Origin of the sequence: Nocardia sp. NPDC051756 (assembly GCF_040681495.1) — a bacterium.
Taxonomy (GTDB): domain Bacteria; phylum Actinomycetota; class Actinomycetes; order Mycobacteriales; family Mycobacteriaceae; genus Nocardia.
The window spans coordinates 177719-201187 of the sequence record NZ_JBFAYV010000002.1; the positions used below are offsets into that span (position 1 = coordinate 177719).

Annotated in this window: 20 protein-coding genes and 1 pseudogene; 8 read left to right on the top strand and 13 right to left on the bottom strand. The window is 67.3% G+C overall.

Annotation, left to right across the window (positions count from 1 at the left end):
* The first annotated feature begins 32 nt into the window (after positions 1-32).
* The 4 genes from AB0M22_RS06845 to AB0M22_RS06860 are packed head-to-tail and all read left to right on the top strand — an operon-like array spanning position 33 to position 4242.
* Positions 33-2402 (top strand): DUF5682 family protein, encoded by a 2370-nt coding sequence (locus tag AB0M22_RS06845; protein WP_364722036.1) that lies wholly within the window; start codon positions 33-35, stop codon positions 2400-2402.
* A complete protein-coding gene (locus tag AB0M22_RS06850) occupies positions 2399-3559 on the top strand; it encodes a VWA domain-containing protein (protein ID WP_364722038.1) in 1161 nt (386 codons plus the stop codon). Before AB0M22_RS06845 ends, AB0M22_RS06850 begins: the two co-directional genes overlap by 4 nt.
* Positions 3560-3610: 51 nt before the next feature.
* Complete coding sequence (locus tag AB0M22_RS06855; protein ID WP_364722041.1) at positions 3611-3838, top strand: type II toxin-antitoxin system VapB family antitoxin; 228 nt, start codon at positions 3611-3613, stop codon at positions 3836-3838.
* On the top strand, positions 3835-4242 hold the full coding sequence (locus AB0M22_RS06860; RefSeq protein WP_364722042.1) for a PIN domain-containing protein: 408 nt from the start codon (positions 3835-3837) through the stop codon (positions 4240-4242). The genes AB0M22_RS06855 and AB0M22_RS06860 overlap by 4 nt, the downstream gene beginning before the upstream one ends.
* 199 nt (positions 4243-4441) lie before the next feature.
* On the opposite strand, the gene AB0M22_RS06865 is transcribed toward AB0M22_RS06860, so the two are convergent.
* The 4 genes from AB0M22_RS06865 to AB0M22_RS06880 form a co-directional block, all read right to left on the bottom strand.
* A complete protein-coding gene (locus AB0M22_RS06865; RefSeq protein ID WP_364722043.1) occupies positions 4442-5269 on the bottom strand; it encodes a phosphatase PAP2 family protein in 828 nt (275 codons plus the stop codon).
* A gap of 221 nt (positions 5270-5490) precedes the next feature.
* A complete protein-coding gene (locus tag AB0M22_RS06870) occupies positions 5491-8004 on the bottom strand; it encodes an FtsX-like permease family protein (protein ID WP_364722045.1) in 2514 nt (837 codons plus the stop codon).
* Between the two features lie 14 nt (positions 8005-8018).
* Positions 8019-8795, bottom strand: a complete 777-nt coding sequence (locus AB0M22_RS06875) for an ABC transporter ATP-binding protein (RefSeq protein ID WP_364722047.1) — start codon at positions 8793-8795, stop codon at positions 8019-8021.
* Positions 8796-8876: 81 nt separating this feature from the next.
* Positions 8877-9314 (bottom strand): MarR family transcriptional regulator, encoded by a 438-nt coding sequence (locus AB0M22_RS06880; protein WP_364722049.1) that lies wholly within the window; start codon positions 9312-9314, stop codon positions 8877-8879.
* Between the two features lie 51 nt (positions 9315-9365).
* On the opposite strand from AB0M22_RS06880, the gene AB0M22_RS06885 reads away from it, so the two are divergent.
* From AB0M22_RS06885 to fmdA, 3 genes are all read left to right on the top strand, one after another.
* Positions 9366-10451 carry a substrate-binding domain-containing protein gene (locus AB0M22_RS06885; RefSeq protein WP_364722051.1) on the top strand — a complete coding sequence of 362 codons (1086 nt, stop codon included), beginning with the start codon at positions 9366-9368 and terminating at the stop codon, positions 10449-10451.
* Between the two features lie 102 nt (positions 10452-10553).
* On the top strand, positions 10554-10829 hold the full coding sequence (locus AB0M22_RS06890; RefSeq protein ID WP_364722053.1) for an FmdB family zinc ribbon protein: 276 nt from the start codon (positions 10554-10556) through the stop codon (positions 10827-10829).
* 16 nt (positions 10830-10845) lie between these two features.
* Positions 10846-12099 carry a formamidase gene (gene fmdA, locus AB0M22_RS06895; RefSeq protein WP_364722055.1) on the top strand — a complete coding sequence of 418 codons (1254 nt, stop codon included), beginning with the start codon at positions 10846-10848 and terminating at the stop codon, positions 12097-12099.
* 7 nt (positions 12100-12106) lie between these two features.
* Here fmdA and AB0M22_RS06900 read toward each other — a convergent pair whose 3' ends face one another.
* Both AB0M22_RS06900 and AB0M22_RS06905 read right to left on the bottom strand, forming a co-directional pair.
* Positions 12107-13339 (bottom strand): HipA domain-containing protein, encoded by a 1233-nt coding sequence (locus AB0M22_RS06900; protein WP_364722057.1) that lies wholly within the window; start codon positions 13337-13339, stop codon positions 12107-12109.
* A complete protein-coding gene (locus AB0M22_RS06905) occupies positions 13339-13587 on the bottom strand; it encodes a helix-turn-helix domain-containing protein (protein WP_364722059.1) in 249 nt (82 codons plus the stop codon). The genes AB0M22_RS06900 and AB0M22_RS06905 overlap by 1 nt, the downstream gene beginning before the upstream one ends.
* A 441-nt stretch (positions 13588-14028) precedes the next feature.
* Here AB0M22_RS06905 and cqsA point away from each other — a divergent pair, with 441 nt between their 5' ends.
* Positions 14029-15261, top strand: coding sequence for an alpha-hydroxyketone-type quorum-sensing autoinducer synthase (gene cqsA / locus AB0M22_RS06910; protein ID WP_364722061.1), 1233 nt, complete (start codon positions 14029-14031; stop codon positions 15259-15261).
* Between the two features lie 58 nt (positions 15262-15319).
* Here cqsA and tuf read toward each other — a convergent pair.
* From tuf to AB0M22_RS06945, 7 genes and pseudogenes are all read right to left on the bottom strand, one after another.
* Positions 15320-16533: pseudogene (gene tuf, locus AB0M22_RS06915) on the bottom strand (elongation factor Tu).
* Positions 16534-16951: 418 nt separating this feature from the next.
* Positions 16952-17392: a hypothetical protein gene (locus tag AB0M22_RS06920; protein WP_364722064.1), complete on the bottom strand. Its 441-nt coding sequence runs from the start codon at positions 17390-17392 to the stop codon at positions 16952-16954.
* 439 nt (positions 17393-17831) lie between these two features.
* Positions 17832-18758, bottom strand: a complete 927-nt coding sequence (locus AB0M22_RS06925) for a hydroxymethylglutaryl-CoA lyase (protein ID WP_364722066.1) — start codon at positions 18756-18758, stop codon at positions 17832-17834.
* Positions 18755-18913 carry a hypothetical protein gene (locus AB0M22_RS06930; RefSeq protein ID WP_191093954.1) on the bottom strand — a complete coding sequence of 53 codons (159 nt, stop codon included), beginning with the start codon at positions 18911-18913 and terminating at the stop codon, positions 18755-18757. Before AB0M22_RS06930 ends, AB0M22_RS06925 begins: the two co-directional genes overlap by 4 nt.
* Positions 18910-20127, bottom strand: a complete 1218-nt coding sequence (locus tag AB0M22_RS06935; protein ID WP_364722068.1) for a CaiB/BaiF CoA-transferase family protein — start codon at positions 20125-20127, stop codon at positions 18910-18912. Before AB0M22_RS06935 ends, AB0M22_RS06930 begins: the two co-directional genes overlap by 4 nt.
* 138 nt (positions 20128-20265) lie before the next feature.
* Positions 20266-21195: a TauD/TfdA family dioxygenase gene (locus tag AB0M22_RS06940; RefSeq protein ID WP_364722070.1), complete on the bottom strand. Its 930-nt coding sequence runs from the start codon at positions 21193-21195 to the stop codon at positions 20266-20268.
* Between the two features lie 1435 nt (positions 21196-22630).
* A complete protein-coding gene (locus AB0M22_RS06945; protein WP_364722072.1) occupies positions 22631-23401 on the bottom strand; it encodes a deoxyribonuclease IV in 771 nt (256 codons plus the stop codon).
* Between the last annotated feature and the right edge of the window lie 68 nt (positions 23402-23469).

Below are 23469 nucleotides of genomic sequence, written 5' to 3' on the forward strand. Positions count from 1 at the left end.
AACCACCAGGTAGAGGAGAAGGGGGTGACACCATGACGCAAGCACAGAACGGCGCGTCGGCGGACGGCGGCACGCAGACCCGCGTGTTCGGCATCCGCCACCACGGGCCGGGTTCCGCGCGCTCACTTCGGTTGGCGCTGGAGGCCTTTCAGCCCGACACGATTCTGATCGAGGGGCCCGCGGACGCCGATCCGCTGGTCGGATACGTCGCGGCCGAGGGGATGGCGCCGCCGGTGGCACTGCTCGCCTATGTGCCGGATGCCCCGGCGAAGGCGGCCTTCTGGCCGTACGCGGTGTTCTCGCCGGAGTGGCAGGCGCTGCGCTATGCCGCCGAACACGATGTGCCCGTTCGTTTCTGCGACCTGCCCGCCACCATGGTGCTCGCCGCCGAGGAGGAGCCCGGCGACCGGTTCGATCCGTTGACCGAGCTGGCCGCGGCGGGCGGGTACGACGACGCCGAACGCTGGTGGGACGCGGTCGTCGAATCCGCCCCCGACGCCACCGCTTTCGATGCGATCACCGAGGCGATGGGTGCGCTGCGCGAAGGCGCCGAGCAGGCTTCGGCGGATCTCGATGCCGGCGAACATGATTCGCCACCGCAGGCCGAGCGGACGGACGACGACGGGTGGGAGGCAGGCACCAACTCGGTCGCCGAGGCCACCGCCGACGTCCTCGAGCTGGAACCGATCCGGCTCGAGCCCCTCCGCATCGACGCGCACACGCTGCGCCGCGAGGCGTACATGCGGCAGACGATGCGCAAGGCGCTCAAAGACGGAGCGGTCCGCCTCGCGGTGGTCTGCGGCGCCTGGCACGCCCCCGCGCTCACGGGCAAGCTCGGCCCCGCCGCCGCGGATACCCGGCTGCTGAAGGGACTTCCGAAGACGAAGGCCACACTGACCTGGGTGCCGTGGACGCATTCGCGGCTGTCCACGATCTCCGGTTACGGCGCGGGCATCACCTCCCCCGGCTGGTACCACCACCTGTTCACCGAGACCGAGCGGCCGATCGTCCGCTGGCTCACCAAGGTGGCCGGCGTGCTGCGCGCGCACGATCTGCCGGTGTCCAGCGCGCACATCATCGAGGCGGTCCGGCTCGCCGACACCCTCGCCGCGATGCGTGACCGCCCGCTGGCCGGGCTGTCCGAGGTCACCGAGGCCACCCGCGCGGTGATGTGCGCGGGCGACGAGACCATGCTGCGGCTGGTCGTCAACGAACTCGTCGTCGGCGAGGCGCTCGGCACCGTGCCCGAGGGCACACCGACCGTCCCGCTCGACGCCGACCTGCGCGCCCGGATCCGCACGCTGCGGATGAAACAGGAGGCGCTGTCCCGGGTCCTCGATCTCGACCTGCGCAAGGAACGCGAGGTCGAGCGTTCCCGCCTGCTGCACCGGCTGCGCGTGCTCGACATCCCGTGGGGCACGCTCACCACCAGCGAGGTGCGCAGCACCGGCACCTTCCGCGAGACCTGGACGCTGGAATGGCGCCCGGAGTACGCCATCTCGATCATCGAGGCGTCCCGCTGGGGCACCACCATCGGCACCGCCGCCGAGGCGAAGATCCTGGACACGGCGAGCCGCGCGGACAGCACCGTCGGCGACCTCTCGGCCGCGTTGGAGGTCGCGCTGCTGGCCGATCTCGGCGGCGCCACCGACGGCCTGATCACCCGGCTGGAATCGGCCGCCGCGCTGGACCACGACATCACCCACCTGCTCGCCGCCCTGCCCGGGCTCGTCCGGACGCTGCGCTACGGCGATGTCCGTGGCACCGACACCAAGGCCCTCGCCCACGTGGCCGACGGCCTGCTCGTCCGCATCTGCGCGGGCCTACCCGGTGCCGTCACCGGCCTGGACACCGACGCGGCCACCGAATTCCGCACCCTGCTCGACGCCGCCCACACCGCCATCAGCACCCGCGACGACGGCTGGGCCACCGGCGAATGGCTCGGCGCGCTGGGCAAACTCGCCGACCGCGACGACGTGCACGGCGCGCTCGTCGGCCGGGCGGTCCGCGTGCTCGCCGACGCGGGCATCATCGACGAAACCGATTCCGCCCGTCGGCTTTCCGCCGCCCTGTCGGTCGGCAACACCGCCGCCGCGAAGGCCGCCTGGGTCGACGGATTCCTCGGCGGGCGCGGGCTGCTGCTGGTGCACGACCGGGAGTTGTTGCGCCTCATCGACGATTGGCTCGGCGCGCTGCGCGAGGACCAGTTCGTCGAGACACTCCCCTTGCTGCGCAGGACATTCGGCGCGTTCGAGTCCGGCGAGCGCCGGGCGATCGGCCGCGCGGTGCGCGACGGCGGCGCGATCGCCAGCCGGACCGCCGACGAGGGCGGCGGTTTCGACCTCACCCGCGGCAGCATCGCCCTGCGTGCCGCCGCGGAGATCCTAGGAGTTCCGGTATGAACGCGGTCGATGAAACACAGGCGCGGCGTTGGCGTTTGGTGCTCGGCGCCGCCGCCGAAGAGGGGCTCGGCGGACTCGGCGACGGCGACGATGTCGCGATGGACCGCGCGCTGTCGGCGCTGTACAACGACGACGAACGCAGCTCGGGTAAACGCTCCGGCGGACTCGAGGGCTCCGCGCCCCGGGTGGCCCGCTGGCTCGGCGACATCCGCAACTACTTCCCCTCGACCGTCGTCGAGGTGATGCAGCGCGACGCGGTGCAGCGGCTGAACCTCACCCAGCTGCTGCTGGAACCGGAGTTGCTCGAGGCGGTCGAACCCGACGTGCACCTGGTCGGCACCCTGTTGAGCCTGAACCGGGTGATGCCGGAAACCACCAAGGCGACCGCGCGCCTGGTGGTGCAGAAGGTGGTGCGCGAGATCGAGCAGCGCATCGCCGCGCAGACCGTCGCCGCCGTCTCCGGTGCGTTGAACCGGGCCGCGCGCGTCTCCCGCCCGCGGCTGCGCGACATCGATTGGGACCGCACCATCCGCAAGAACCTGGCCAACTATCTGCCTGAGCATCGCACCGTCGTGCCCGAGCGGCTGGTCGGTTACGGCCGCAAAGCCCAAGCGGTGCAACGCGACGTGGTGCTCGCCATCGACCAGTCCGGCTCGATGGCGGCCAGCGTCGTCTACGCCTCCGTGTTCGGCGCGGTGCTCGCCTCCATGCGCTCGCTGAAGACCTCGCTCGTCGTCTTCGACACCGAGATCGTCGATCTCACCGACAAACTCGACGACCCGGTCGACGTCCTGTTCGGCACCCAGCTCGGCGGCGGCACCGACATCAACCGGGCCATCGCCTACTCGCAGACCCTCATCACCCGTCCCACCGATTCGCTGTTCGTGCTCATCTCCGACCTGTACGAGGGCGGCGTCCGCGACGAAATGCTGCGCCGGATCAATGCCATGAAGGAATCCGGCGTCCAGGTGGTCGTCCTGCTCGCCCTGTCCGACGAGGGCGCTCCGGCCTTCGACCACGACAACGCCGCCGCCCTGGCCGCCCTCGGCGTCCCCGCCTTCGCCTGCACCCCCGACAAGTTCCCCGCCCTGCTCGCCGTCGCCCTCGACCGCGGCGACCTGCAAGCCTGGGCCAACTCCAACACAAGCCACAGCTGATGTTGGTCATGTATGCTCGCATGTACATCACCAACATCGAGGAGGTGCGCCATGACGGTGACGCAAATCGACCTGGACGACGATGCACTCGCGCAGGCCATGGCACTCTCCGGCGTCCGAACCAAGAAAGAGGCAGTCAACCTGGCTCTCCGCTTCTACGCGGAACAGCAGGAACGCGCCGCCCTGGTCCGCGAGCACTTCGAGCGCGCCCGCACCTGGGGTGCGGTAGCGGATGCCGAACGACTGCATCACGCCGAGAAAGCGGACCGCGATCGGTGATCTACCTACTGGATACCTCCGGGCTGGTCCGCCTGCTCGCCGACCCGGCCATTCAAGCGGCATGGGAACAAGCCATCGTCGCGCAGACCGTCGGTTCCTGTTATGCACAGCGCTCCGAGTTTCTCTACAGCGCGCGCGATGCGCAGGAGTTCGACGAGATCAATGAGATGTTCGCGCGAATTTATCCCGACGTATCGGTACCGAAGCAGGCAGGCGCATGGATCAACGCCGCGCAGTACCGCATGTCACGGCAAGGCCAGCACCGCAGCGCCTCGGCCGTGGATCTGATCATCGCGGCAACGGCCGCCTATCACGGCCTCACTGTGCTGCATGACGACAACGACTTCCGCACTCTTGCCAAACACGCAACCGACCTGACCGAGCACAACATTCGCAATTTCTGAGCGCCCAGCTCACCCCGACAGGCTGGAGATGGCCGAGACCAGGTTGATCAACTGCAAGGCGATGCCGAGCAGGGTGGAGAGCGTGGTGAGGAATTCCATCGGGCTCCTATCTGAACGGGCGAACCGGACAGCTCAGGAGATCCTACGACAGCGGATGCGGCGGCGAGCCTGGTTCGACCGACCGTCGCGCGACGAATTCTCAGCTGGTCACGAGGGGTTTCACGGCCACAGGGCCCATGATGCCCCAGGCCGTCGCTGCGGTCGGGACGAGCTTCGGGTGTAGCAGCGCGGACACGGCCAGCAAACCGATCGCAACGATGACGTCGAGCCAGTAGTGGTTGCCGGTGCCGACCACGACCAGGGTGGTCAGCACCGGATGCGCCAGGGCCAGCCAGCGCCACGGCGTGCGGGTCGCGGCGACCACCGCGAAGGCGAGCAGCAATGCCCAGCCGACGTGCAGCGACGGCATCGCGGCGAATTGGTTGGACAGACCGCCGGATTCGGCCGAGCCGTACACGGATTGGCCGTGCACGGCGGCCAGATCGACGAAGCCGTACTCCGGCAGCATGCGCGGCGGCGCGAGCGGCACCAGGACGTGCACCACGAGCGCGGCGGCGGTCAACGCCACCATCAGGTTCCGCGTCCAGCGATAGTGTTCGGGCCGAAACACCCACAACCACAACAGAACCGCCACCGCGACGGTGAAATGTGCGGTGGCGTAATAGAAGTTGGCCGGCACGGCGAACGAGTCGTGTCGCACGAAGACCGACTGCAACGTCGTCTCCTCGGGTAACCAGAGCCGATCCTCCAGCCCGAGCAGTCCGCGGGCGTTGCCGAACGCGCGCACGGTGTCGTCGGCGGTCACCATCCGGCCGACCCGATAACCGAGATAGAGCACGGTGATCAGCACCAGCTGCCCGACCGCCTCGCCGCCGCGGCCGTGCACCGCGGCCCGCATCCGCTCGACGATCCCGCCCGGCGCGACCTCGAATCCCACACCTGGCCCGCCAAGACCCACAGCCACCATTGCCCGCGGCCTCCTTCCCCGTTGAACCAGGCCGATCCCGGCAATTAAGCGGAGCTACATCCTCCGTTTAACCTAGCATCATCTCCCGGCCAACTTCAGCACGGTGTGACGGGACAGACACCACGGTTCGCCGCACCATCCCGGACCTGCTGCGGGCCAGTCGATTCCGCATAGCAGAACGGCGGGCCCCGACGAATCGGGGCCCGCCGGACAGCGCTGCGCTACAGGTCGGCGATGGCCGCCAAGGGCGGGGTCCGGGCCGCCCGGACCGCGGGCCAGAGCGCGGCCAGCACCCCGACCACGGCCGAACTCACCAGGACGAGCACCAGCTGCGACCACGGGATGGCGATCTGATCGAGCCCCAGATCGCGCAATGTCCGCAGGAAGCCCACGCCGAGACCCAACCCGAGCAGCATGCCGATGATCGCCCCGAAGACCGCGATCAGCATGGATTCCAGATAGATAGTTCGACGCACTTGCGAACGCTGCATGCCGACCGCGCGCAGCATGCCGATCTCCCGCCGCCGCTCCACCACCGACAGCGCCAGCGTGTTGACGATGCCGAGGATCGCGATCACCACCGCCAAGGCGAGCAGGCCGTAGAGGATGGCGAGCAGCGTGTTGATCTGTTTGCCTTGCGCGCCTTTGAATTCCTCCCGGTCCTGCACCTGGACCACCGGGAACGGCTCGACCGCCTTCTCCAGGTCGCTGCGCATCTCGGTCAGGTTCGCGCCCGGCTTGGCGGTGACCAGCACGACGACATTGCTCTGGAAGTTGACCGGCACCACTTCCTTGTAGACCACCGGCGACACCACCAGCGCGCCGAGCAGCGGGGTCTTGCGGTAGATGCCGGCGACGGTCAGCGGAACCTTCTTGCCGTCGAAACTGGTCGGCGAGACCTCCTGGCCGACCCGCCAGCCACGCTTGTTCGCCTCGTCCTCGGACACCAGCATGTCCCGGTCGCCGAGAGTCGCTGAGCCACGCAGTATTTCGTAGTTCAGCGCCTGATCGAGCCGCCCGTCCGGCGAGGTGCCGCCGACCTGATCGTCCCCGATCTTGAAGCCGACGCCGCGCAGCCCGACCACATCGGCGACGCCGGGCACCGACTTGCGCACCGCGTCGGCGGCACCAAACGGCACCCCGACGAACTGCTGGCTGGCCAGCACGTATTCGGACCGCACGCCCTTGTCCACCAGCACCCCGACGCTCGCCTTCGCCGAGGCGCCGAGCATCCCGATCGCGGTCACCAGCATCAGCCCGAGGGTGAGCGCGAAAGCCGTTGCGGCCGTGCGGCGTGGGTTGCGGGCGGCATTGTTGCGCGCCATCCGCCCGATCGGCCCGAACGGGCGAGTCAGCAACCCGAGCCCACCGACCACCGGTCGCGACAGCGCCGGCGCGGCCAGCAATACCGCGAGGATCAGCGCCAACGCGCCGATCCCGACGGTCAATGCCGCGTTCCCGCCGGTGGATTGGGCGCCGACATAGACGAGCACCGCACCCGCCACCGCGAGCAGCGCGCCGACCAGCGTCCGGATCCGCAAAGAGTCACCGGCGGAAGCGAATTCCTCCCGCATGGCCTCGACCGGCGGAATCTTCGCCGCCCGGCGGGCAGGCGCGTAGGCACTGAGCACTGTCACGATGAGACCGACGAGCAACCCGACCACGATGGTCCGCGGCAACACCGTCATCGACCCGGTGGGCAGCCCGAGATCGAACGCGTTGAGCGCCGCGGACAGGCCGAACGCCAACCCGATGCCGCCGGCCAATCCCAGTGCGCTGCCGACCAATCCGATGACGAACGCCTCCGCGACCACCGAGCGCCCGACCTGTTGCCGGCTCGCCCCGACCGCGCGCAGCAACGCGAGTTCGCGCAGCCGCTGCGCGACGATCATCGAGAAGGTGTTGTAGATGATGAACGTGCCGACGATCAGCGCGATCGCGCCGAACGCGAGCAGGAAGTAGTTGATGAAGTTGAGCGCGTTGGAGACGTCCTTCTTCAGGTCCGCGCGCACCTGATCGCCGTTCTGCACCTTGTAGTTCGGCAGGTCCTTGATCAGGTTGTCGCGTAACTGATCACCTGGGATCCCGGTGGCCGCGACATCGACATAGGCCACGTGCAGTCCGTCGGTGAACAACTTGCGCGCCTGGGTGTCGTCGAACAGGACGCCGATGAATCCGCCCGTGTCCGAGGGCACTTGGTAGATGCCGGTCAGGGTCACATCGATCGGATCGCCCTGCGACGGGATCATCAGCTTGGTGTGATCGCCGATCTTCAACCCGGCCCGCTCGGCGCCGCCCGTATTCAGCGCTATCTCACCGCTTTTCGCGGGCGGCACGCCCTGGACGAACTTGTTCGGCTCGGCGACCGCCCGCTCCGGCGGCAGATACGACTGCCCGAAGGTGGGCGCGCCGCCGGTCTGGATCGCCTTCTTCCCGTCCGGCGTGAGCAGCACCAGGACGCCGTTCACGCTCGGCGCGATCGTGCGCACCCCGGGGTACTTCTGGAGTTCGTCGACGATGTTGTTCGGAACCCCTTGCGCCTGCCGCTCTTTGGGACTCACCCGCACGTCGACGCCTTTGGCCTGACCGGCGAAGATTCCGTCGAACGTGCGCTGCAACGTATCGGTGAACACGAACGAGCCCGCGATGAACGCGGTGCCGAGCACCACCGATAGCAGCGTGAGGGCGAGGCGCACTTTATGCGCGGCGAGGTTGCGTAGCGCAACCTTCCGCATCGGACTTCCACTCATCAGGCTTGCTCCAGCGCCTTCATCCGGTCGAGCACGGTGTCCGAGGTCGGATTCCGCATTTCGTTCACGATCTTGCCGTCGGCCAGGAAGATCACCCGGTCGGCGAAGCCGGCGGCGTGCGGCTCGTGGGTGACGATCACCACGGTCTGCCCGAACTCGTCCACCGCGGCACGCAGGATGGACAGCACCTCCTCGGAGGCCTTCGAATCCAGGTTGCCGGTCGGCTCGTCGCCGAAGATGATCTCCGGCTTGCCCGCCAGCGCCCGCGCGCAGGCCACACGCTGCTGCTGCCCGCCGGACAACTCGCTCGGTCGGTGGGTGAGCCGGTCGTTGAGGCCGAGCCGCTTGAGCACCGTGTCCAGCCAGTCCTGATCCGGTTTGAGGCCGGCGATGTCCAGCGGCAGCGTGATGTTCTCCAGCGCGGTCAGCGTCGGCACCAGGTTGAACGCCTGGAAGACGAACCCGATCCGGTCACGCCGCAACCGGGTCATCTGCTTGTCGGACAGGCCCGCCAGGTCGGTATCGCCGATCCGGACGGTCCCGGTGCTCGCGCTGTCCAACCCGGCCAGGCAGTGCATCAGCGTCGATTTGCCGGAGCCGGAGGGCCCCATGATCGCGGTGAATTCTCCCTTCGCGAACTCGGCCGACACGCCGTCCAGCGCCCGGACCTGCGTATCTCCCGACCCGTAGACCTTGACCAGGTCGATCGCACGGGCCGCGACATCGGTCGGAACCGCCAGGTCAGCGGTGTCGGAACCCAAAGCTTGCGAAGTCATGCACACCAGTCTTACCGCGTTCGGGCCGGTGCGCCATCAGGGAATTCCCCGACGCGTCAGGTATCGATGCGCGGCGACGGGTTACGTGGTAACGGGTTCGGTGTGCAACTGGTCGACCAGGCCGGCCAGTGACTTGGCCAATCGGGCATTGTTCGCGGCCAGCGCGTCGAGTCCGCTGGCGGCGACGGCGCGGTTCATCGCCTGGAAGGCGAGCACGCCGCGACGGGTCGGGAACACCAGCACCCGGCGGCGATCGGTGTCGTCGACCTTGCGGTGCACCAGGTTGTCCGCGATCATCCCGTCGATCAACCGGGTCAGGTTCGCACCGGTGAGCAGGGTGGCCTCCGCGAGGTGCGACATCGGGTAGCCGACGCCGTCCACCACCGCCGCGAGGGCGTGCCAGCGCACGACGGAATTCTCGCCGAGGCTGGTCGCGATAGCCCGGTCGAGTTCCTGCGACGCCCTGCGCACCAGCCGGGCCAATTCTTCCAGCGCGGCGGGGGCGGTGCTATTGTCCACGGCAGTACTATATCCAACCCCGTATGGTTAATATTCAAATGGAAATATACGGTGGTGATTCCGTTGTCGCGCTACGGTTTTCGTCGCTCCACGGTGGACATCGCACTGGTGGTGCCGCGCAGTGGATCCGCGGGCATGTTCGGGCCCTCCTGTGAGGCCTGTGCGTCATTGGCCGTCGCGGATATCAATGCCGCCGGCGGAATTCTCGATCGAACGGTCCGGCTGCACCCGGTAGACGCGGGCGCACCACTGCCCGTGCTCGCCGCGACGATCGACCGGATGGTCAGCACCGGCATGGTCGACGGCGTGGTCGGCTGGCATCTGTCCAACGCGCGCAAGGTGATCACGCCGCATACGGCCGGCCGGGTGCCCTACATCTACACCACGTTCTACGAGGGTGGCGAGGACTCCGACGGCGTCTACATGGTCGGCGAGACGCCGGAGCAACAGCTGTTCCCCGCGCTGCGCTGGCTGCGCGCCGAGCACGGCATCCGCCGCTGGTGCGTGGTCGGCAACGACTATGTGTGGCCTCGGGAAACCGCAAGGGCAGCTGTGGAATTCGCGGCGACAACGGATATCGACGTTGTCGGGCAGACCTTCGTTCCGCTCGGCGGGCGCGACTTCCGCCAGGCCCTGGAGCTTATTCATCGCTCGCCGGCGCAAGGCGTTCTGCTGTTCATGGTCGGCGCGGACTGCGCGGCATTCAATCGCGCCTTCGCCGAAGCGGGCCTGGACGACAGCAGGCTGCGGCTGAGCATGATGATCGGCGAGGATGTGCTGTACGCCGGTGGCGCGGACAGCACGCGCGGATTGTTCACCGCCAGTGGGTATTTCGAGAGTGTCGTGTCGTCCGCGGGCATGGATTTCGGTGCGCGCTATCTGCGCGAGTACGGCCCGGCCGCGCCCGCGCTGAACAACATCGGCGAATCCTGCTACGAGGGGCTGCTGCTGTTCGCCTCGCTCGCCGAATCCGCCCGCAGCCTCGACCTGCGCGCCATCGAGCGCCACGCGCCACGGGTCAGCTACGGCGGCCCGCGCGGCGAGGTGCGGGTGCGCGGCGCGCACACCACCCAGCCGGTCTATCTGGCCGATGCCGACCTGCTCGAATTCAGCGTGCGCGCCGAACTCAACTCCTGAGCCCGTAACACGAACTTCACCTTGCGGTTTCGCTGCGGCGACCTGCCTGCCTTTGTATCGTCGTCATACGAAACATATTCAAATGAAAATAATGAGGTCCCCGTGCCCCTCTACTGGTTCCACTGCCGCGCCTGCGGCGGCTTCGATCTCGCCTTCGCGATGGCCGACGTGCCTGCCGCCGCGCCGTGCCCGGACTGCGCGTCGAACAGCAAACGCCAATTCGGCGTCGCGGCGCTGATCCGGCCGGGATCGGCGGCCACCCGGCTCATCGACGCGACCCAGCGCACCGCCAGCGAGCCGCCGGTGGTTTCCGCGCCGCCGCGCAAGTCCGTGCCGGTGACCCGAAACCCCTTGCACCGCAAGCTTCCCCGCCCCTGATACCGAAGGACACACGATGCCCGAGTTACTGTTCCCACTCGATTCCGGCAAGCGGTTCACCGAGCAGCAGCACGTCGGCCACAACCGGTGGCATCCCGACATTCCCGCCGCGGTGACGGTCAAGCCGGGCGCGGAGTTCCGGGTGCACGTGCGCGAGTGGTTCGACGGCGCCATCCACAACGACGACTCCGCCGAGGACGTGCTGAACGCGCCGCTCAGCACGGTGCACTGCCTGTCCGGCCCGTTCGCGATCGAGGGCGCGCAGCCCGGTGACCTGCTCATCGTCGACATTCTCGACATCGGGCCCATCCCGCAGGAGGACACGGGCCCGCTGGCCGGGCAGGGCTGGGGTTACACCGGCATCTTCGCCACCGACAACGGCGGCGGCTTCCTCACCGAACACTTCCCCGACGCGTACAAGGCGATCTGGGATTTCAGCGGGCAGACCACCACTTCTCGGCACATTCCCGGGGTGAAGTTCACCGGGATGACCCACCCCGGCCTGATGGGCACCGCGCCGTCGGCCGCGCTCCTGTCGAAGTGGAACGCGCGCGAAGCGGCGCTGATCGCGACCGACCCGCACCGGGTGCCGCCGCTCGCGCTGCCGCCCGAGCCGCGCGACGCCATCCTCGGCACGCTGTCCGGGGCCGAGTTCGACCGGGTCGCCGCCGATGCCGCGCGCACCGCGCCGCCGCGGGAGAACGGCGGCAACCAGGACATCAAGAACTTCACCCGGGGCAGCCGGGTGTTCTATCCGGTGTTCGTCGACGGCGCGCACCTCTCGGTCGGCGACCTGCACTTCTCCCAGGGCGACGGCGAGATCACCTTCTGCGGCGCGATCGAGATGGGCGGATTCATCGATCTGCGCGTCGATCTCATCAAGAACGGCATGGAGCTCTACGGCGTCGCCGAGAACGCCATCTTCATGCCCGGCAACTCCGGCCCCAATTACTCCGAATACCTGGCCTTTTCGGGCACCTCGGTCACCCTCGACGGCGAACAGCGCTACCTCGACTCGCAGCTGTCCTTCGAACGCGCCTGCCTGCACGCCATCGACTACCTCACCAAGTTCGGCTACACCCCCGAACAGGCCTACCTCCTGCTCGGCGCCGCCCCCATCGAAGGCCGCTTCTCTGGCGTAGTAGACATCCCCAATTCCTGTGCCACCGTCTACATCCCCACCGCCATCTTCGATTTCCCCATCACCCCCACCCCCACCGGCCCCACCCGAATCGACCCCGGCCCCGGCGCCCCCCGCGCCACCCGCTGACCTTCGGTTACGAAAGCTCGCGGATTCGCCGACCAAGCATCGCCGCCAACATGGCGCTGTGCTTGTCGGCGAATCCGATGTCAGATATCCGCTCGGCCCCGTCCGAAACCCCCTCGACGATCCGATCGAGGGCCCGCTCCATGGCCCGCCGAGGCACCGAAAGCCGTTCGGCCGCTTGGATCATCACTGCGCGGGTGAGCTTGTTGGCGCGCCCGTAGAGATCGAGTGCCATCGGGTCACGCCAGCTGAGATACGGCTGGGTGCACAGCAAGTCGTAAGCCGGCGTCAGTGCCCACCGACCATTCGGGGCATAGATGGAGAAGTTCTTTCCGTGTAAGTCGCCATTGCCGATGGCGTACGAGTAAGCGACCAGACGCAACGCCTCGAGCGTCACGAGCCGAGCGGACCCACCGCCAGCTTCGCACCTGCGCGCGAGTTCGGCGATGACGACTTCGGTCTTCATCCGGTACTTCGCCGCCGGGTACAAGCCGAGCACCTGGCAAGCGTCCTCCTGGGCGATCCGCACCACCTCACCACCCGCGCCGATTGTTCGATCGAAGCGTGTCACCAGCAAACCTGCCGTGCCCTGCGCGTCATGCAGCACCCGATGGTCGGCAACGGGCACACCGCACGCCCGCGCCAAGCTCATAAAGAAGTTCTCGTTTTCGACCAACTGCGGAAAGCCGTCCCGCGGGGCCAGCTTGAGGATCGCCGAGCCGGATGCGGTGCCGATGGGCACGCTGAATTCGAGCGCCGAGACTTTGGCCTGCACACCGGGCAACCCCCGCGGATCCAGCTTGAGCGAACGCGGTCCGGAGATCTGCCCGAAGAGGTCGTGCAGGTCCGGGACCAAATCGCCAGGATCGAACACCACCGACGGTATCGGAATCTCCACTCCGGCAGGCAGCACGCGCACATCCCCGATCGCGTCCGCGCCGACCGCGAGCAAGATCGTGAAATGGTCGTCGGGCGAGGTCTTGGTGCCGTCGATCGCAGCGCGCAGGCGGACTCCTTCCGGCAGCAATCCCGCGAAGAACGGTGGCACGCTGCCGCCGGTTGCTTCGACCGGACCGGAGTCCTTCGGTATGGTCCAGGCCAACGCGGGCGCACCGGGGTCATCGAGATAGTCCGCGGCATAACGGAATTCGACTCGGTCGCGATGCCGGAGCAGCGAGCCGGCCAGCCGATCGCCCTTGTACACGTCGGCCGCGTCGACCCCGCGCAGCGCGGAGAAGGCCATCAGCCGGCGATCCGCACGCCGGAACGAGTCGCCAATATGAGGTCGCAGCCGAGGGCGGCGGCGATCTCCTGAACCAGCGACAATCGAACCGACGCTTGGCCTGCCTCCAGCGCCTGCACGCTGGATCGCGAGACGCCCGCGAGATCGGCCAAGTCGGCCTGGGTCAGGCGCAGCTCATGCCTGCGGGCGATGAACGCATCCGCGACACTGCCGGTCGAGGGTCGTTTGACCCGTCGAGGGACTGCCATCTGCCACTCCTTATGCTTGCCAGCGCATGCCTAACGACGAGTTGCTCACAAATCGGCCACCATCGATCCCTTATGCCTGCGAATACAAGCATAGTCGACCAAGCAGGACTCGTGAAGCATATTCAGGCCCTTAATGCCTGTGTTCAGAAGCATAAGATTTACCTCGAGCCGCGCCTGCCACGATCCAGCCGGGCATCGGACGTCACACCGCGAGCCGCTGTCTACCGAGTTCGCCCGGGACGCAGGAACATCGACAAAATGATTGCTGAAATATTGCCAATCCAGACAGATAGCGACGCGGCAATCTCTTTGGCGGCGAACGTCAGCGGATGAATTAGTGGTCAACCGTCAAGTTGTTCAATATGACCCGGGGTGGGTGGGGCGATGGTTCAATCGGGGTGCGTGTGCTCTGGAGTAGCTGTTGGTGGCGAAAGGAGTTTCATGGGGCCGACGGTTGCGGAACGGATCCGCTTGCGGGTCGAGAGATTTCATTCGGAAAGGCTTGCCGGGCATTGGGGCGGGCGGCATATCCTGCACGGCCGCGCGCCTGCGTTCGGCGACATCGTGCTCAGCAGCAACGACTATCTGGCGTTGGCCGCCGATCCGCGGATCACCCACGCGATCAGGACCGCGCTGCGGGCGGCGTATTCGCCGAGATTTTCCTCGGGTGCTTACCTGCCTCCCAATCATCCACAGGTTGCGCTGGAACGCACCTTCGCCGACCATCTGCGCGCGCCCGCCGGGATTCTCTGTCAATCCGGGTGGGATGCGAAGGTCGGGCTGCTGCAATCGATCGCGGACCCCGGAACACCGGTCTATATCGATCAATTCGCGCACATGTCGTTCTGGCACGGCGCGAAAGCGGCTGGTGCGCAGATATATTCGTTCCGGCACAACTTTCCCGGCCATCTGCGCGAGCAGATTCGCGCGCACGGGCCGGGAATCATCGCGGTGGACGCGATCTACGGCACCAATGGCAGCCGGTGTCCGCTGACCCAGATCTGTGACGCCGCCGACGAAACCGACAGCGTGCTCGTCGTCGACGAATCGCACGCGCTGGGCACCGACGGACCGGCCGGCGCGGGCATGGTGGCGGCACTCGGCTTGACCGAACGGGTGCCGTACCGAATTGCCAGCCTGGCCAAGGCCTTCGGCGCCCGCGCCGGGTTCATCGGCGCGAACAGCATCGATTTCGTCGACTACTTCAAGCTGGAATCCCAGCCCGCGGTATTCTCCTCGACCTTGCTGCCGTACGAAATCGCCGGCCTCGCGGCAACACTCGAAGTGATCCGCCTGGACAATTGGCGACGGCAACGACTACGCGAGCTGTCCACCATGGTGCGCCGGGCGCTCACCACGCTCGAATTCGACCTGGAGGGCTCGGCCAGTCACATCGTCGCGCTACAGGGCGGACCCGACGCGCGAGCGATGGCCATGCGCGACTTCCTGGAGGCGCGCGGCATTTTCGGCACCCTGCTGTGCCCGCCGACCACCGCCCGCAACCACAGCCTCGTCCGCTTCGGCCTGCACGCCGGCCTCACCGACCAGCACATCGACCGAATCATCGCCGCCTGCAACGAGATCCGCACCCACTTCGGCGCGACCCCGCCCATCGACCCGCCGCCGAGACCCGCGAAACACGCGCAACCGACCCACGCGGCGAGCGGCACATGACGAACGCCGAGACCGAGCGCGGGGACCCGTACAGGTCCCCGCGCCCAGCCCCGAACCGCTAGCCGGTGGTCAGGACGGTGCCCGCCCCGACGGTCCGCCCGCCCTCGCGGATGGCGAAGCCGAGACCCGGCTCCACCGGGGTCGGACGACCCAGCTCGACGGTCAGATCGACCGTGTCACCGGGCATCGCTATCCGCGTGTCACCGGGCAACGTCACGTCACCGACCACGTCACCGGTGCGGATGTAGAACTGCGGGCGATAACCGGTGGTGATCGGCGTGCGCCGCCCGCCCTCCGCGGTGCCGAGCAGGTAGACCCGCGCGGTGAACCTGCTGTGCACGGCAACGCTGCCGGGCTCGGCGACCACCTGACCGCGCCGGACCTGACCGCGCTGGATGCCCCGCAGCAACAGCGCGACATTGTCCCCCGCTTCCGCGAATTCCATCGTGCGCCCGAAGGTTTCGACGCCGGTGACGACCGAACTCAGCTCGTCGTCCAGACCGAGCAGGGCCACCCGATCGCCGAGCCGGACCCGGCCGCGCTCCACCGCGCCGGTGACCACGGTGCCTCGACCGGTGATGGTGAGGACGTTTTCCACCGGCAGGAGGAACGGCGCGTCGGTGTAGCGGACGGGCGTCGGCACGTGCGTGTCGATCGCGTCCAACAGCTCGATCAAGGCGGCGGTCCACCGCTCGTCGCCGTCCAGCGCCCGCAGCCCCGAGACTCGGACGACCGGGAGTTCGGCGCCCGGGTATCCCTGGGCGGTGAGCAGTTCACGGACCTCCAGCTCGATCAGGTCGAGCAGTTCCGGGTCACCCGCGTCGGCCTTGTTCAGGGCGACGACGATGTGCTCGACGCCGACCTGCCGGGCCAGCAGCACGTGCTCGGCGGTCTGCTCAGAGCGCTTGCGAGCCGCGAATGCGCGAGGCCGCGCATCACCCCGTCCTGCGCGGAGACCACCAGGATCGCGCCGTCCAGCTGGGACGCCCCGGTGATCATGTTCTTCACGAAGTCGGCGTGACCCGGCATGTCGATATGCGCGTAATGCCTTGTCGTGGTCTCGTATTCGACGTGCGCGATGTTGATGGTGATGCCGCGTTGCGCCTCTTCCGGGGCGCGGTCGATCCGGTCGAACGGCACGAAGCTGCCGCCGCCCCGCTCGGCGAGCACCTTCGTGATCGCCGCGGTGAGCGTGGTCTTGCCGTGGTCGACGTGGCCCATGGTGCCGATGTTGAGGTGCGGCTTGGTGCGGACATAGGTCTGCTTGGACATGTTTCTTCCTGGTTTGCCTGGCGGGCACGAGCGAATGTGCCCGACGATGTCGAGCGGGACCTCAGCGACGGGGCGACCTTCCCCGTCCGAGGTCCCGGGACATCCCGGGGAAGGTCAGCTTCGGGCTCCGTCGAGCTGCACGGCAACTGCTGCCGAGGCGGCCAGGACAGCGGCCATCGCGCCCGCGAATGCGGACGATGCGGCGATGGCGTAGCTGAACATGTCGGGAATGGTAAGCGGCGAGACCGCCGCGGCGCGACGGGTTTTCCGTGCGCCGCGGATACGCATGGACGTCGGTGGGAGGGTGATCTCCCCCGGAAACCAGAAATCCGACCCCGGCGTTGCTCGGGATCGGAGGTGTAGCGGTAGGTCGGCCGAGGCGCTCGGGTCCTCGGACACCGAGCGCCTCGATTCGCGACTACTTCGCGGAGCTGCTGCCCGCGAGCAGCGCCTTCAGGAACGCGTCGATCGCCGCGCCGGAGCCCTCGGCGGAACCGGTGCCGGAGCCGGTCAGCGGCGGCGCCGCCACGGTGCCGTTCGCGGAGCCGGTGTACGGCGGCTTGAAGGTTTCGACGGAACCGGTGCCCGAGCCGGTCAGCGGCGGCGCCGCGACAGTGCCGGGGTTCGCGGAGCCGGTGTACGGCGGCTTGAACGTTTCGACGGAACCGGTGCCCGAGCCGGTCAGCGGCGGCGCGGCCACCGTGCCGTTCGCGGAGCCGGTGTACGGCGGGGTCTGGGTGGCCGCGGAACCGGTCCCCGAACCGGTCAGCGGCGGCGCCGCCACCGCGAGGCCCGCGCCGGCCACCGCGATGGAGGCCGCGGTGATGGCCACGAAACCGAACGTACGAATCTTCTTCAAAGACTTTCCCTTCAGAGAACAGCAGCCGACACTCCCTCGGTATCAGCCCGCTAGAGATATCACGGTAAGGGAACATCCAGGTGCGCTCCGCTTAACGCACGACCAACAGCGTGATAACTGGGAATTTGCGCAATGCTCGACACTGCGCCGGGAAAACCGCGCATGCCAGTGCCGCGCAACAAGTCCCGTTCCGCCGACCGTTTTCCGCAGGTCAGACATTTTCGGTCATGGCGAATCGATGGCTAACTTGTGATATGGGCCACACAATTTTGTTCGCGCTGAACTAATCTCCTGGTCAATGATGTCGACCACACCGCGCCGCACGCGGAATTATTAGTCGAGCACAGGATTCGCGCTCCGCAAGCCGAAAACCGCACCGCGCCTTTGCCGACTCACCGAATTGTCTATCACGACCGACGCCGGACCGCTGGCTGAATATTTACCCAGCAGCCCGCGCGCTAACCCATTCGAAAGCATCGGCTTTGGACCGCGCCCCCTCCGCCGCGCGCGATCGATTCGCCTCGCCGAGCTCCGTGAGCAGGCCTTCGGACAGATCGACCAGCGCAGCAAGCGTGGCCGGGGTGAACCATTCGGGGCGCGTCGCGAACAGAATATCCTCGGTGGCGGTGTTGCCGCTGGCGCCGGGCGCGAACGGGCAACCTCCGAGCCCGCCGAGCGCACCGTCGACCATCGTGGCGCCCGACTGAATGGCGGCCAGGGTGTTCGCCACCCCCATACCCCAGGTGTCGTGACCGTGAAAAACGATGCGCCGCTGCGGAGTTCGCGTCCGCACCGCGGTGACCAGCGCGGCCACCTGCCCGGGATGGGCCTGGCCGAGGGTGTCGGCGAGGACGATGTCTTCGGCCCCCGCGGTGCGCGGGTCGTTGGCGATGGCGACCACCCGTTCCGGATCGACCGGACCGTCGAACGGGCAGGTGAAGCTGGTGGCCAGGCACAACTGGATCGAGCCGCCCGCCTCCGTCGCCAAGCGGACCGCGTCCGGCATGGCGGCGACGCTGTCCTCGGTGGTGCGGCCGATATTGGCCTGGTTGTGCGCGTCGGAGACGGACAAGCAGTACTGGAAATTGCGCACACCCGCCGCGGCGGCCTTCTGCACGTGCCGCGGCGTGGCCACCCACACCCAACAGCGTTGCAGCTCTTCGGGACTCAGCGCGGCGACGAGCTCCATGGTGTTCGCCATCGGCGGCACCAGATCGGGCCGGGCCATGGAACCGATCTCCAGTGCCGGTACGCCGAGTGCGAGCAGGCGGCGGACGATGTCCACCTTGCGCTCGACCGGCAGCGCCTTTCCGGTGAGCTGCAAGCCATCTCGCAGGGTGACGTCGCGCAGCAGCGCCGCGGTCACCGCTCGTCCCGCTCCTGCCGCGGCGCGCACATCACGCCGCCCCACGGCTTTTCGTGCACACCGGCCGGGTTCGGATGCACCGTCGGCCGGGTGAACCCCGGTGACCGGATATCGCGCGGACCGCGCCCGGGCGGGCGCCTGCGGTCTTGTCTCATTTCGCCTCCAAGGCGTCGATCTCGCTGTCGCTCATGCCGAGTAGCCCGGACAACACTTCCCGCGTGTGCTCGCCTAGATCCGGGCCGATATTACGGATGGGCAGGGACTGCTCGCCGATCACCGGGACGATCCCGGGGAACCCGACCGTCTTCGGTTCCGCCGCACCGACATCCACCGAGAACGGTTGAATCATATTGCGCGCCTTGTACTGTTCGTCGGCGACGATGTCGGCCGCGGTGTAGATGGGACCGCATGGAATGCCCGCGGCCTCCAGGATCTTCAAGGCTTCGGCGCGGGTGTGCTGAATCGTCCACTCGGAGATGGCCCGATCGAGGCGATCGTGCTGACGCCAGCGGCCCGCGTTGTCGTGCAGTTCCGGGTCGGCGGCCAGGTCGGGACGGCCGATCACCTGCATGTAGCGCTGGAAGATGGCGTCGCCGTTGCCGCCGATGATGATGCTGACGCCGTCGCTGCACGGGTAGGCGTTGCTCGGCGCGATGCCCTCGACCAGGCCGCCCACCCGGCCGCGGTTGATGCCGTAGGCGAGGTAGTCGGGGACCAGGGATTCCATCACCGACAGGATCGTCTCGTTGAGCGCGACGTCGATGATGCGCTCGCGCAACGGAATCGGCGTCTCGCCCGGCTTGCGTTCACGCTGGAACAGCGCCATCACCGTGCCGAAGGCGGCATAGACACCCGCGATCGAGTCACCGATGGAGACGCCGGTGCGCACCGGCGGGCGGTCCGGCTCGCCCATCAGTTCGCGCAGGCCGCCGACCGCCTCGGCAACGGCGGCGAAGCCGGGCCGGGACGCGTGCGGGCCGGTCTGCCCGTAACCAGAGATTCTGGTGATCACCAGGTCCGGGTTCGCCTCGTTGAGCACCTCCGGGCCGAGTCCCCACTTCTCCAGCATCCCAGGGCGGAAGTTCTCCAGCAGCACATCACACCGGCGGACCAGGTCGAGCACGACGGCGCGGCCCGCCTCGCTGCGCAGATCCAGCGTGATCGACTTCTTGTTCCGGTTGACCGTGCGATACAGCATCGAGGTGTCGCCGCCGTAGAGCCGCCAGTTGCGCAGCTCGTCGCCGGCCTGCGGGCGCTCCACCTTGATGACCTCGGCGCCGAAGTCACCGAGGATGCGCCCGGCGGTCGGCGCGGCAATGTAATTGCCCAGCTCCAGGACGCGAACACCGTCCAACGGCCGAATACTCATCGCAACAGTGTCTCAGGGGCCCGAGCGGCGGCGCACGACGACACCTCGCTGCGACCGAACAAGATCATGCGCCCCGGCAGCTGCGCATGATCGTTGTCCGCGGATTCGACCGGCCGCGGCCGGCGTCGGCGAGTCGGCTCAGGAGGCAAGCAGCTGGGTGTCCTCGACGATCGAGTAGTGCTCGGCATTGCCGGCGATGCTGGTGCTCGCGGTGCCGTCGACGCCGACCGGGATGTCGCCGGCCAGGGTGATCCGGGTCAGCTTGCGCGGCTGATCGTCGTAGTCGTCGATGGCGTAGTGCTGGGTGGCGCGGTTGTCCCAGATCGCCACGTCACCGGGCGCCCAGTTCCAGCGCGTCGTGTTCTCCAGCCGGGTCACCCGGTCCTGGAACAGCCGGTACAGGGTCTGCGATTCGGTGCTGGACAGGCCGACGAAATGCTTGACGAAGTGGCCGAGCAGCAGCGCCCGCTCGCCGCTCTCCGGGTGCACCCGGACCACCGGGTGTTCGGTCTCGTAGTAGCTCGACTCGAACTCGGCGCGGTAGGCCTGGGTGTTCGGGCGCAGCGGTTCCACGTTGCGGGCCGCGTAGTCGTAGACGTTGGTGTGCACGGCGCGCAGGTTCTCCGCGAGCAGCTTCAGCGAGGCAGGCAGCGACTCGTAGGCCGCCACGGTGGAGGCCCACGTAGTCGACCCGCCGTAGCTCGGCAGGTGCACCGCGCGCAGGATCGACGCCTTCGGGATCCGGTCGACGAACGTGACATCGGTATGCCAGCTGTTCGCCCGGCCGTGCTCGGAGTCGATCGCCAGGCTCTTCACCCCGTGCGAAGTAACCGTCGGATGCGGCGTCGTCGGACTCCCGAGCAGCTGCGCGAACTCGTACTGCCCGTCCTCGGTCAGCTCGTCCTGCCCGCGAAAGAAGATCACCTTGTGCTCCACCAGCGCCCGCCGGATCACCTCGACGGTCGCCGCGTCCAGATCACCACCGAGCCGAACATTGTCGACCCGCGCGCCGATCCGCGCGCCGAGCTTGGTCACCGAGGCAGTGCTTGGTGCGTGTGCGACCGTCATGAGATCACCTTCGCTGTAGAGAACCCGATCAATGCTCACCCGAGCACATCACCGAATCCCCCACCCCAACCAGGTTTTTCGTCGCCCTGATCCCAACCGAACACCCACTCGCACCCCACCCCCACCTCGCCAGGCCAACACCAGAATCCGCACTCCCTCTCGGGATCCGCACTGGCTTTAGGCCCCTATTCCCGGTGCGGATCCCAAGAGAGAGTGCAGATCTTCGGCCCTACGGGCAACCGGGTCGCTTCGCAGGTCTGGTGGAGCACCCCGACCGCCGCTTCCGGCCCTTTCGTGTCCAAAGCGTCTGTGGTGCAACCACAGCCAGATGACCACGCTGGAACTTGACGCCGCGCCCACCCGGGGTGCGCAGCACCCACGGCCAGATGGCCGGTTGGAACTCAACGCCGCGCACTGGACTGCAGAGGTAGGCCCGGATACGACAGGCGACGCGCCCAGCACTCCTCATCGAGTCGAGCCAAAAGGCTGTTGGCCTAATCGAGCCGAGTCAAAAGGTCGCTTTGGAAGATCAACTAGCAACTATATGACTCCCCTCGATGACGAACCCCAACCCAACCCACCCGGGGTGCGTAGAGCACCCCACCACCATCTACCCAATGCCCCCAGCAACGGTGCACAGCACCATCTCTGCCCCACCAACCCACCCAACTTCCGCCTAACCCACGCCGCGGGTGCGCAGCACCCACCTCCCCTACCACCAAAGAGTGCGCAGCACCCGCAGCCAGATGATCACACTGGAACTCGACACCGCACACTGGACTGCGGAGATACGCCGGATACGACAGGCGACGCACCCAGCACTACTCATCGAGCCGAGTCAAAGGTTGTTGGCCTAATCGAGCCGAGTCAAAAGGTCGCTTTGGAAGATCAACTAGCAACTATATGACTCACCTCGATGACGAGCCCCAACCAAACCACCTGGGTGCGCAGCACCCATCTACCGCCCAACCCACCCCCGGGTGCGCAGCACCAATCACCATCCATGCCCCCACCCAACTCCCGCCTAACCCACCCGGGGTGCGCAGCACCCCACCACCCCTACCACCAAAGGGTGCGCAGCACCCACAGCCAGATGACCACGCTGGAACTCGACGCCGCGCACAGAACTGCGGAGGTAGGTACGACAGGCGACGTGCCCAGCGCTACTCATCGAGTCGAGTCAAGTCAAGTCGAGTCAAAAGATTGTTGACCTAATCGAGCCGAGTCAAAAGGTCGCTTTGGAAGATCAACTAGCAACCATATGACTCACCTCGATGACGAGCCCCCACGCAACTCACACCGGGTGCGCAGCACCCCATCTCCCCTACCAACAAAGGGTGCGCAGCACCCACCACCATCCACCCAACACCCCCAACAACGGTGCCCAGCACCATCTCCCCACACCCCTCCCCAGGAGAGACCAGCAGCCGACCCCTCAGCCCAAATGCTCGCGAAGGTACTTCAAATCCTCCGCAACCCCTTCACCTGGCGTCTCCAAAATCACCGGCGCCCCGGCGGTCTTACAAACCTCAGCAAGCAGTTCAGGATCGATCGTCCCATCGGAGAAGTTGGCATGGCGGTCGGCACCGGAATTGAACTCGTCGCGTGAAGAGTTCAGGTGCACCAGGTCGATTCGGCCGGTGATGGCCTTGATCCGGTCGACGACGCCGATCAGTTCCTCGCCGCCGGCCCAGGCGTGGCAGGTGTCGAGGCAGAAGCCGGCGCCGAAATCGCCTACGGCGTCCCACAATCGGGCGATCGAGTCGAAATGCCGGGCCATGGCGTGGTTGCCGCCCGCGGTGTTCTCGATCAGGATCGGCACGGCGAAGCCGCCTTTGTCCTGCTGGCGCTCGAACAGCTTGCGCCAGTTGTCGACTCCGGTGTCCAGCTCGGCGTCGGAGCGCACGTGCCCGCCGTGCACGACCAGGCCGAACGCGCCGAGATCGGCGGCCGCCTTCGCCTGCTGGGCGACCGCGTTGCGCGAGGGCATGCGCAGCCGGTTGTTCAGGCTCGCCACATTGATCTGGTACGACGAGTGCACCACCACGTCGATCGGGCTGGCCCGGATCTCTTCGGTGCGCGGGTGCGGAGTGGGCTTGTCCCAGCTCTGCGGGTCGACGACGAACATCTGGATGACGTCGGCGCCGAGTTGCTCGCCGAAACCGATCGGGTCGCCGTCCTGCCTGACGTGTGCTCCAATCTGCATGCGGCCAGCTTAACGACCACCACCGACAGCATTGCGCGGATTGCCGACGGGGGTTTGTTGCATCGTGC